Here is a 10,975-nt window from a genome sequence, read left to right as displayed (position 1 = left end):
TAAAATGACCAAAGAAGCTTTCAATAGGTGCATTATCAATACAATTGCCAACACGTGACATGCTGCGTGTCATACCGGCTTCTCATGTAATATTTGACAGAGTAATAGAATTGGCACCCCTGTTTCTTCATGATAATCGTGAATAGCTTGGAACGCGTTTAGTCCTTGATTACACTTAATACCGCTTGAATTCTTTCATCTAGCGTATGCTTAGTCATTCTTTTAGACATATTAAATGCTCCCTTTATAGTAACAGAGAATTTTTAATATTTCTCTGTCCACTATATTGGGAGTATATCAGACAGGTAAGGGCGGTTATTTTTTATTTGGAAAGTATGATTTATTTTATTGTCAACTAGTAAAAAGCGTTAATATGATATCTATTCCCTCCGTTTTTTTCAAAATCAGTTTGACAATTACATAACTAGATATTATACTATACCAAACATGAACATGTTCATAAAAAAAATAGATTCACAAAATATACATGATCTCTGGTAACGTGGAAATGAAGAAAAGGAGGCGTTTATGAATTTCAGCATAAGGTTAAACAACCTGCGAAAAGAGATGGACAAGAAACATCTTCAAGCCTGCCTGATCTGGGATCCAGATAATCAATATTATTTAAGTGGTTTTCGGGCAATCAGCTATTCCCGTCCCATCGTGACATTAGTAACTCCGGAACAAACGGAATTGATCATTCCCGAGTTAGAAGAATTGCATGCAATAAAACAAGCAAATGTAGATCATATCTGTGTCTATTATGAGCAAATGGATAAGATGAATAGAGAGATTCATTATAAAGACCATTTGACAAAACGATTAAAAAGTTTACCAGCTAATTCCCGCATTGGTATTGAATCGGCTGTTCTCCCCTCTGATGTGTACACATATATAAAAGAGATTGGTCTTATTCCTATTAATATTGGGCAAAAATTAATCGAAATGCGTTCCATCAAGGAAGAAAGAGAAATTGAATACTTGAAAACTGCCGGATCACTTTCGGATGAAGCTATTGAAGCATCCTTAAAACATGCTAGATCCGGCATTAGCGAATTAGAATTTGATTCATATGGCGATAAACGATTGTTAGAAATTGCCTCTGAAAAGTTTGCCAATGAACGTATCGGCTATGAAGATTGGACTTGTTCTGGTGTTAAAAGAAGTACGATGCCCCATCTGTACTCTAGTACAAGAAAGTTTGCAGATGGTGATGTAGTCATTCATAGTCGTCAAGTTTGGTTTAATGGATATCGTGCAGAAAATGAACGAACATTTTTCATCGGTAACCCGACAGAAAAGCAAAAAGATTTGTTAAAACTTGCCATAGAGGCACAGCAAGTCGGCATGGAAATGATTCGGCCGGGAATTACTGCTAAAGAAGTCGATATCGCAACATATAAAATTTTTAAAACAGCAGGGTATGGAGAATATGTAAACCACCGCGTTGGACATGGTCTTGGATTATCTGAACATGAAGAACCACACCTCAGATTTGATAATGATCTTGTATTAAGGGAGGGGATGGTTTACACAATTGAACCTGGTATATACGTTCCCGGTTCGGGTGGATACAGACACTCAGATACTGTCATTCTCACCACGAATGGAAGTTATTCGATAACGCAATATCCTAGAGATATTGATCACTTAATGTTTTAATTACTTGCTTCAACCAATTTCAAAGGGGGGAATAACTTGATTGAATTAAAAAATGTTGAGAAAACGTATCAGGATGGTTTTCAAGCTTTAAAGAATATTAATTTACAATTTGAAGATGGCAAAATCAACGTACTTATTGGCCCGAGTGGATGTGGCAAAACAACAACGATGAAATTACTAAATCGGCTGGTTGATTATACGAAAGGCGATATTTTATTGGATGGTAAAAGCATTAAGGAAATAAGCCCCATCACATTGCGTCGGAAAATGGGTTTTGTGATCCAAAATATCGGCTTATTTCCAAATATGAATATTTACAATAATGTTGCAACCGTTCCCAAACTACTTAAATGGGATAAAAAGAAAACTCATATGCGTGTGGTTGAATTATTAGAAATGGTGAATTTGGATCCGGAAACATACATGAACCGCCGCCCTTCTGAATTAAGTGGTGGACAACAACAGCGAATTGGAGTGATTCGGGCACTTGCGGCTGAACCAGATATCATTTTAATGGATGAACCTTTTAGTGCACTCGACCCAATTAGCCGGGAACAATTACAGGATGAATTAATGCGTCTACAATCCGAGATCAAAAAAACGATCATCTTTGTCACTCATGATATGGATGAGGCGATTAAAATTGCTGATAAAATCATCTTAATGAAAGATGGCAGCATTGTACAACAAGCAAGTCCGAAAGAAATACTAAACAACCCGGCAAATAATTTTGTAAAAGGGTTTATCGGTGAAAAACGGTTAGAAGCGTATAATGAACTACCGCCGCTTGCAACGTTCATTCAACCTGACTTTGCATCTGTATCTACAGAACAACGCTTGGAAGATATTTCGAATAAAATGATTCAGGCAAAGCTTCATACCGTTCCTGTCGTCGATAAGAACAATAGGTACCAAGGGCTTATTCACTTATATGATGTATTGGAAAACCCAGAAAAGTCTATACCTGATCTTTTATCAGAAACCGACAAATTCATTTATAAAGAAGATGCCTTGGAACAAGTTTTAGATTCACTCCAGGAAATTCAAGGTACCATTCCAATTGTTGATACAGACAATAAGCTTATTGGCATTTTGGATATAAACAAATTATTCAAAGCAATGTCAGAACAAAAAAGTGGTGTTGCTAAATGGAATGGATAAATGGATACATTGAATTTTGGGGAGAAAAACATTCCGCTATTTTTGATTATACAATCGAACATATCCTCATTTCCTTTACAGTGATTATCTTTTCCGTTTTTCTAACAGTTCCATTAGCTGTTTTCATGTCAAAGATCAACGGGGATAAAGTCAATACGATTATTTTTAATATCGCTAATGTCTTCCAAACTGTCCCTACGATTGCCTTACTTGCCATTATGATCCCAATTTTTGGGATTGGATTTACCCCGGCGGTTGTCGCATTGTTTTTATATGCATTACTTCCACTGCTTCGAAACACGTATGCAGGGATGCAATCGATTGACCCGGAAATTGTGGAAGCAGCAAAAGGAATGGGATTCAGTACAATGGGGCGACTATTTAAGGTCGAACTTCCAGTAGCACTTCCCTATGTAATGTCAGGTATACGGGTTACATCTGTTTATATTATCAGTTGGACAACCCTTGCGGCATTAATTGGTGCAGGTGGTTTAGGTGATTTAGTGCTGGCTGGAATTGGTTATAACGACACGAACTTGATTTTCACTGGCACCTTACTGGCGATTATCATTGCTGTGTTGCTCGATATTATTTTAGGACGGATTGAAAATAAATTTAAAATTATTTAATTTAAACGAGGAGTTCATAACATGAAATTAAAACATTTTTTACTAGGAAGTATTCTTTTACTGTTATTCATTGCAACGGGTTGCGGGAGTAGTTCATCAAATGACGGTGAAACATTTACAGCAGCATCAGCTAAAAATACCGACTCTAAAATCAACGTACGGATGGTTCAATTATTAGTAGAAGATCAAACCGATCATACAGTGGAAATTACAGAAGATTTGCCAGCTAGCCCACAAATTTTTGCAGGGATCGAGCGCGGAGAATTTCACTTTGCCAGCTTATTTTCCGGTGAAGTTTATAACAACTATTTTGATGAAGTAGAATATACAACAGACCCTAAGGAAACGGTAAGCCAAGCACAGAAATTATTTGGTGAGAAATATGATATTACTTGGTATGACCCGCTAGGCTATATCAATAACTACAGTATTGCCATTAAGGATGACTTTGCGGAGGAAAATAATATTGAAACCGTTACTGATCTTGGAAGCATTGCGGGTGATCTTGAACTCGGTACTGATAATGCATGGGTTGAACGTGATAATGATGGATATAAAGGTTTCCAGGAAACATATGGATACAGTTTTAAAGATGCACGCGGAATGGATGCAGCCCTTATGTACAAAGGAATTGAAAACGGAGATTTAGACGTGGTAACCGCCTATACGGTTGATCCACAGTTAAAGGAATACGATCTAAAAGTGCTAGAAGATGACCAATATTTCTTCCCGCCATATGAGGGATCCATTGTAGCAAGCAATGATGTGCTTGAAACTTATCCGGAAATAAATGAAATTATTGAATCACTTGTCGGGATTGTGTCAACAGAAGAAATGACAGACTTAATTTATCAAGTCGATATCGAAGGAAAAAGCCTGGATGATGTCACAGAAGCATTTTTAAAAGAAAAAGGCTTGTTAGACTGATTAAAGAAGGTGAAGTTAGTGGAATTTATCACAAATTTAACAGCATATATGATCGACAACAGCAGTGATTTACTTGTTTTAACCATCGAACACTTATTGATGGTCGGTTACGGTCTTGGACTAGCACTTGTCGTTGGGATACCACTAGGAATTATTGCGGCAAAATTTGCTCGACTTGCACCGATCATCATTTCTTTAACAAACGTATTACAGCTTATTCCAAGTCTGGCAATGCTCGCGATTCTCATGCTCTATTTTGGTTTTGGTTTTAAGACCATTGTCATTGGACTATTTCTTTATTCCCTTATGCCCATTGTGAAAAATACTTATGTTGGAATTAAAGAAGTAGATGATAGTATTATTGAAGCCGGCATCGGAAATGGAATGACAACGATGCAGCTTTTACGGAAGGTACAATTTCCATTGTCCATTCCGTTTCTACTTGCAGGCATTCGACTTGCGGCAGTTATCGCGATATCTGTCGCAACAATTGGACCATATATCGGTGCCGGTGGACTTGGAAAAGAAATTGTTGCAGGAATCAGTTTGCAAAATGATGTCATGATTTATGCTGGAGCCATTCTTGCAACACTTATTGCGATAATCGCTGATCTAACACTAGGCAAATTAGAAAAACTAATGAAAAAGCGTGTCGCCTAATATGATGAATAAGGTCACAAAATATTAAATGATAGGGTGCACATGGAATGAAAACGAAACGAAAAGAGATTCAGACTGCTAGAATGTGGCGTTACTTTCTTGATGCGGCCTCTGAACTAATCGATGAAAAAGGACTCCATCAAATTACAATACGTGAAATAGCAGATCGTGCCGGCTATACAAGTTCGACGGTTTATAATTATTTCCGTGATTTATCCCATTTAAAATTTTTCGCAGTGATGCGCTATACAAATAATTATTTTAAAGAACTTCCCTTATATATGGAGAAAGGCACAAATACAGTTGATAAATGGCTCTATTCATGGGAATGCTTTTGTAAACATTCCTTTCAATATCCGGAAATTTACTCCCTTTTATATGTCGAAAATATTGGGAATGTACCGGAAGCACTTGTAAAAGATTATTACCAAATTTATGCTCACGAGCTAATTAACCTGTCGGAGGAAGTCCAATCGATTGTATCACAGCATAATATTGCTACCCGAAGTTCTCTTTACATTCAAAAAGCCAAAGATGAAGGATTTTTTGAAGAGAAGGATATTGAATATATTGCGGATATCACGATGTTAATATGGACAGGCATGCTAACAAACAAAATAAACTTACGCAGGGAAACAAATGATGAAGACATCACAAAGCAAACAATGCATTATATTGAAAGATCGATTAAGCAAACTGTTCTTCCAGATAAAAAGGCCGAGTTAACCTACCAGTATGGAACAGTTACAGAACAGAAGTGACAATAAACTACAGATAGAAAGGTTGATAAAGTGGTATTTAATATAAGTGATTCAGATAAAAGGAAAACAGTGACCGATTTTCCATATGAAATAAAAAAATTGGAGCATGTATGGATTCCGATGTCTGACGGGAAGCGGTTAGCTGCAACAATTTGGCTTCCCGAAAATGCGGAAACACAACCGGTACCTGCTATACTAGAATATTTACCCTATCGTAAAGATGATTTTACCGCTATTCGAGATTCCATTCGCCATCCTTATTTTGCTGGACATGGCTATGCTAGTATTCGTGTTGATATTCGCGGATCAGGGAATTCAGATGGCTATCTACCCGATGAATATCTAAAACAAGAACAAGATGATGCTCTTGAAATATTCGATTGGATAGGAAAGCAACCATGGGCAACTGGAAAAGTCGGGATGATTGGAAAATCATGGGGAGGCTTTAATGGTCTGCAAATTGCTGCAAGACAACACCCGGCTTTAAAAACAATCATTACACTCTGTTCGACAGATGACCGTTATCGGGATGATGTACACTACCGAGGTGGGAATGTGCTTGCTTCCGACATGCTTTGGTGGGCATCAACCATGTTTGCATACAGCGCCCGCCCACAGGATCCCGAGGTAGTCGGTGACAGCTGGAAGGAAAACTGGCTAGAGCGACTCAACACAACACCTTATGTGCACGAATGGCTTAGCCATCAAACAAGAGATGACTACTGGAAGCATGGATCGATATGTGAAGACTATGAGAAAGTAGATATTCCAGTCTTTTCAGTAGGCGGTTGGCAGGACGCTTATACAGATAGCGTATTTAGATTAATAGAAAATCTGCCCTATGCAAAAGGGTTAATTGGTCCGTGGTATCATGAATATCCTGAGGTCGCCGGCCCCGAACCTGCAATAGGTTTCTTACAAGAATGTATCCGCTGGTGGGATCAGTGGCTAAAAGGCATAGATACTGGTGTTAAAGATGATCCGAAGCTGATTTCCTGGATCCAATACAGCATGCCACCTCAAACAAATTATACAGAACGTCCAGGGAAATGGGTGGCGGACAAGGCCTGGCCATCACCGAACATTCAAGATAAAAAATTATGGTTGCATGATACAAAATTAACGAATGAATACACAAAGACAGATCACATTACTATTACAGGTATGCAGGAACACGGGTATTATAATGGCGTATTCTGTCCTTTTGGAGAGCCTGGTGACTTACCTTCCGATCAGCGTCTGGAAAATGGAAAAAGCGTCGTCTTTACATCGGCTGCATTCAGTGAGGCTATTGAAATGCTTGGCAATCCCATCTTTGACGTGGAATTTACATCCAATAAAGAAAATGCACTCATGGCGATTCGGTTGTGTGACAAAGCACCAACTGGAGAATCCACTTTAATAAGCTGGGGCATGCTCAATTTAAATCATCTATCAGACCATGAACACCCCGAACCTTTAGTACCGAATAAGAAATATCAGGCACGTATCCAATTAAACTGTCTTGGTCAAACGATTCCAAAAGGGCATAAACTAGAACTGGCAATTTCGCCAACTTATTGGCCGCAAGCTTGGCCATCACCACAACCGGTAACTTTAGAGATTTTAACTGGGAAACATACAACATTGACATTACCTGTTCGGACACCAAATACAGAGACAGATACTGCTATTTCTTTTGAAGAACCGGAAACGGCACAAGTGATGGAACGGAAAATATTGCGAGAAGAAAATCGTACGAGAGAAATAACGCACAACACATTAACAGATACTTGGAAACTAGTAGATTATTCAGACGAAGGAGAACGTATTCTACTTGGTAATGAACTAAAACATGGAAGTAAAAATAAAAATATCTATTCCATCCAATCCGGAAACCCTTTATCTGCCAAAGCTGAGTGCCATTGGGAAATGACCATTGGACGAGAAGGTTGGGAAATTTTACTACTTACAGATAGCGAAATGACCAGCGATGAACAGAACTTTTATTTAACAAACACATTAACAGCCTTTCACAATGAAGCGCAATGTTTCCAAAAAACATGGGAGAAGACAATCCCTAGAAACTATCAATAATTTATAAGTATTTTGAGCGCCCAACCATTTGGGTGCTCCTTTTTGGTAAGCCCACTCTTAATTCGCTCAATTCCGATGAAATCTGCTTGATCTTAGCAGATTCACTCAATCTACTCGAAATTGCTCTCCCCACCCAATCCATCTGCTACCCATTCCTAGAAAAAATTCCTTTGTAAACAATATTAATCGTCTATTTCTTCATAAAAATGTTCTAAACGCTTTATAACTAATTTGTATCCCTTCATTTTATCACGTGGTCCTATTACAATAATCTCCATACGAATAGGTGCATCATTAACCGGGCGATAAATAATTCGAATATTTAATGATTTAGTTTAATTTTTGCAAAACCATTTAAACTACCATGAAGAGATTCCGCTAAACCATCAGGCTTAAAAAGATGACCATTCTTAACACGTCGTAAAATTCATGATCAGCGATAACCGCTTGTGCATTTTTGTTTCCATTTTGAATGATAAAAACTTTATCTGTAGCTTTATCTGAATATAAATCCAGTATCCCTGACAGTTTTTTCTGACGAGTTATCTCAGTAACACTATAAACATTTTTACGTAAGAAATCTAACGTCTCTGTATTAACCCCTGGATATTTTTTCTAGGCACTAAATTTACACCCACTTTCCTTAGTCCTCTTTATATTTTTACTCATTATACAAAAAAATGTTGTTTTAACAACACATTTTGATACACATATTGCAACACAAATATCGATACTCATTATTTACAATAAGAAATCAAGATTATATGACCTTATTTGGGAAATAAAAAAAGGTACTACCACCACCTTTTAAGGTCATGATAATACCTGTTACTCACTACATATAATGAAAAAACATGTCTACTCTTATCATTATTGTTCTCAGGAGATTTTTTACATTATTTTCTTTTTGTCAGTCTGCCGAATAAAAATCCAGCTGCGGCGACTCCAATCAGTGTATTTGTTTTTTTGTTGAATACTTGTTTCACTAATAATTTTAAGTTTTGTGGACGTTCTGCGAGTCTCCGCATGAAGTAGCCATACCAGTCTTCGCCAAATGGAACGTAGGTACAGAATTGGTATCCTTCTTTTACGAGTTCGTGTTGCATGTCAACGCGAAATCCGTACAACATTTGGAATTCGAATTTGTCTTTAGATATATTATGTTTTTCAACAAAGTCTTTAACATGATTTATTACATGATGATCGTGGGTTGCGATCGATGTGAATTTTCCGTTTAGCAAATGCCATTCGATTAATTCGATATAGTTTTTATCGATATCCGTTTTGTTTTGATAAGCGACAGACGCTTCTTCTTTATACGCGCCTTTTACGATGCGGAGCCGATAGTTTTTATATTTTTTAATATCGTCGTTTGCTCGGAAAAAATATGCTTGAATAACGGTTCCGATATTATCGTAAGTAGATGAAAGTTGATCCAATAAGTCAAACGATGCTTGTAAACGTGCATGGTCTTCCATATCGAAATTAACAAAAATGTTATATTCAGATGCTTTTTTGACAATTTCCCTTATGTTCTCTAAACAAAAATCATAATCAATGTCCAATCCTAGTTGGGAAGGTTTTAGGGAAATATGTGCGTCTAAACTATTTTCATGAATTGCTTCAATGACAGCTAAAATTTGCTCTTTCGCAGCTAAAGCTACTTCTTTTTCGAAAACGAATTCGCCTAAGTTATCGATCGTACAAGATATTCCAGAAGCATTTAATTTTTTTGCGCTTCCTACCATTTCATCAATATTCGTTCCGGCAACAACGTTTTGTGCTCCGAGCTTGAGTCCCCATTTTTTTGCACCTTGATTTAATGTTTTGTTTTGTGATAAGTAAATAAAAAAGTCTCTTACCGCATTGTCCATCGTAATTCCCTCTTTCAGTAAAATTAAATTTCTACTTTTGTTCCGATGTTGGTATCACGAGCAATTTTATATACACCGTTTGCGACGGCAAGGTCGTGATAGGCAGCACCGACAGATTTAAAGAAAGTAATTTCATCATCCTTTTCACGTCCACTAATTTGGCCTGTGACGAGTTCAGTTAACTCTCCATGGATTTTATCGTATGACCAGTCGGCTTGTTCATTGGCGTGGATTAATTCTCCAGCTTCTTCTGTTACGCCTTCCATATCATCGACAACAATTTTTGCCGCACGTTTAATAAATGTAAAATCAACCTCACGCATATGTGGCAAGTAAGAACCAACGCCGTTTACATGTGTTCCCGGCTTAACGTCATTCCCGTCAAAAACTGGATCATGTGAGCGTGTGCTACAGCAAATAACATCTGCACGGGAAACAGCATCTGATACATCATCGAGTACATTGATCTCTACCGAACTGTCTACACCAAAGTCGCGTAATTTTTCTTTGAAATGATGTGCTTTTTCTTTTGTTGGATTAATTAATAAAACTTCTTTGATGTCACGAACAGCCAAAACGCCCAGAGCTTGTTCAAACGCCATTCCTCCGGTTCCAATCATCGTAAGTGTTTCGGCATTTTTTTTGGCTAATCTGTCTGTTGCAAGGCCACTGATTGCTCCTGTTCGGAGACGTGTTAAGTAGGATGCATTAAGCATTGCTACATGTTCTCCGTTTTTCGCATTGGATAAAAGAACAACTCCTTGTGTCGTTGGCTTACCTTGTGACGGGTTATTTGGAAATATCGTAACCGCCTTCATCGACATGATTTCTTCATCAAGGTCAGTGCTCGGCATATAAAGGACAGAACCGTCCTCTTCTGGAACCTCAATGACCGTACGGATCGGATTCACAATTTTTCCTTCATTTTTATGATGGAGCATTTTTTCCATATCTGAAATCGCTTGCTTCATTCCGTAAATACCCTGAATTTCTTGTTCGTTTAAAATGATCATTGAATTATCAGCCTTTCATTGAATTATCAGTAAATTTAAGTAGCACTTCAATTTAAGTTTATTGTAAATCTAAAAATAACAATAGTCAAATTTCATGAAAATTATCATATTAGAAAACTTAGCATCAAATACCAATTGATAGACTTCAGATTTGGCAGGGATGAAGTTGTGTATTTATAAGTTATGATGAAAGCTCTTGTTGCGAAATATTA

At 37.4% G+C, this 10,975-nt stretch carries 9 protein-coding genes; 7 read left to right on the top strand and 2 right to left on the bottom strand.

Annotated features, from left to right (window positions below; translation table 11 throughout):
* Window positions 1–528 precede the first annotated feature (528 nt).
* From ACPYKA_RS05515 to ACPYKA_RS05485, 7 genes are read left to right on the top strand one after another with little or no spacing between them, the layout of a single operon-like run.
* Entirely contained in the window at window positions 529–1,662 is a 1,134-nt protein-coding gene (locus ACPYKA_RS05515; RefSeq protein WP_479541388.1) for a M24 family metallopeptidase, read from the top strand.
* A 36-nt stretch (window positions 1,663–1,698) separates the two neighbouring features.
* Window positions 1,699–2,823 (top strand): betaine/proline/choline family ABC transporter ATP-binding protein, encoded by a 1,125-nt coding sequence (locus tag ACPYKA_RS05510; RefSeq protein WP_479541387.1) that lies wholly within the window; start codon window positions 1,699–1,701, stop codon window positions 2,821–2,823.
* Window positions 2,811–3,452: an ABC transporter permease gene (locus ACPYKA_RS05505; protein WP_479541386.1), complete on the top strand. Its 642-nt coding sequence runs from the start codon at window positions 2,811–2,813 to the stop codon at window positions 3,450–3,452. Before ACPYKA_RS05510 ends, ACPYKA_RS05505 begins: the two co-directional genes overlap by 13 nt.
* 21 nt (window positions 3,453–3,473) lie before the next feature.
* The gene (locus tag ACPYKA_RS05500; RefSeq protein WP_479541385.1) at window positions 3,474–4,379 is read left to right on the top strand and encodes a glycine betaine ABC transporter substrate-binding protein; all 906 of its coding nucleotides are present in this window, start codon (window positions 3,474–3,476) and stop codon (window positions 4,377–4,379) included.
* 18 nt (window positions 4,380–4,397) lie between these two features.
* A complete protein-coding gene (locus ACPYKA_RS05495) occupies window positions 4,398–5,039 on the top strand; it encodes an ABC transporter permease (protein ID WP_479541384.1) in 642 nt (213 codons plus the stop codon).
* A gap of 47 nt (window positions 5,040–5,086) precedes the next feature.
* Window positions 5,087–5,800: a TetR/AcrR family transcriptional regulator gene (locus ACPYKA_RS05490; protein ID WP_479541383.1), complete on the top strand. Its 714-nt coding sequence runs from the start codon at window positions 5,087–5,089 to the stop codon at window positions 5,798–5,800.
* Between the two features lie 30 nt (window positions 5,801–5,830).
* A complete protein-coding gene (locus tag ACPYKA_RS05485; protein WP_479541382.1) occupies window positions 5,831–7,876 on the top strand; it encodes a CocE/NonD family hydrolase in 2,046 nt (681 codons plus the stop codon).
* 896 nt (window positions 7,877–8,772) lie between these two features.
* Here ACPYKA_RS05485 and ACPYKA_RS05480 read toward each other — a convergent pair.
* Both ACPYKA_RS05480 and ACPYKA_RS05475 read right to left on the bottom strand, forming a co-directional pair.
* A complete protein-coding gene (locus ACPYKA_RS05480; protein WP_479541381.1) occupies window positions 8,773–9,750 on the bottom strand; it encodes a proline dehydrogenase family protein in 978 nt (325 codons plus the stop codon).
* A 23-nt stretch (window positions 9,751–9,773) separates the two neighbouring features.
* Window positions 9,774–10,763, bottom strand: a complete 990-nt coding sequence (locus ACPYKA_RS05475) for an ornithine cyclodeaminase family protein (protein ID WP_479541380.1) — start codon at window positions 10,761–10,763, stop codon at window positions 9,774–9,776.
* Window positions 10,764–10,975: the final 212 nt, after the last annotated feature.

Origin of the sequence: Pseudogracilibacillus amylolyticus (SeqCode), assembly GCF_051918545.1 — a bacterium.
Lineage (GTDB): Bacteria > Bacillota > Bacilli > Bacillales > Amphibacillaceae > Pseudogracilibacillus.
This window is presented reverse-complemented; position numbering and strand designations above follow the sequence as displayed.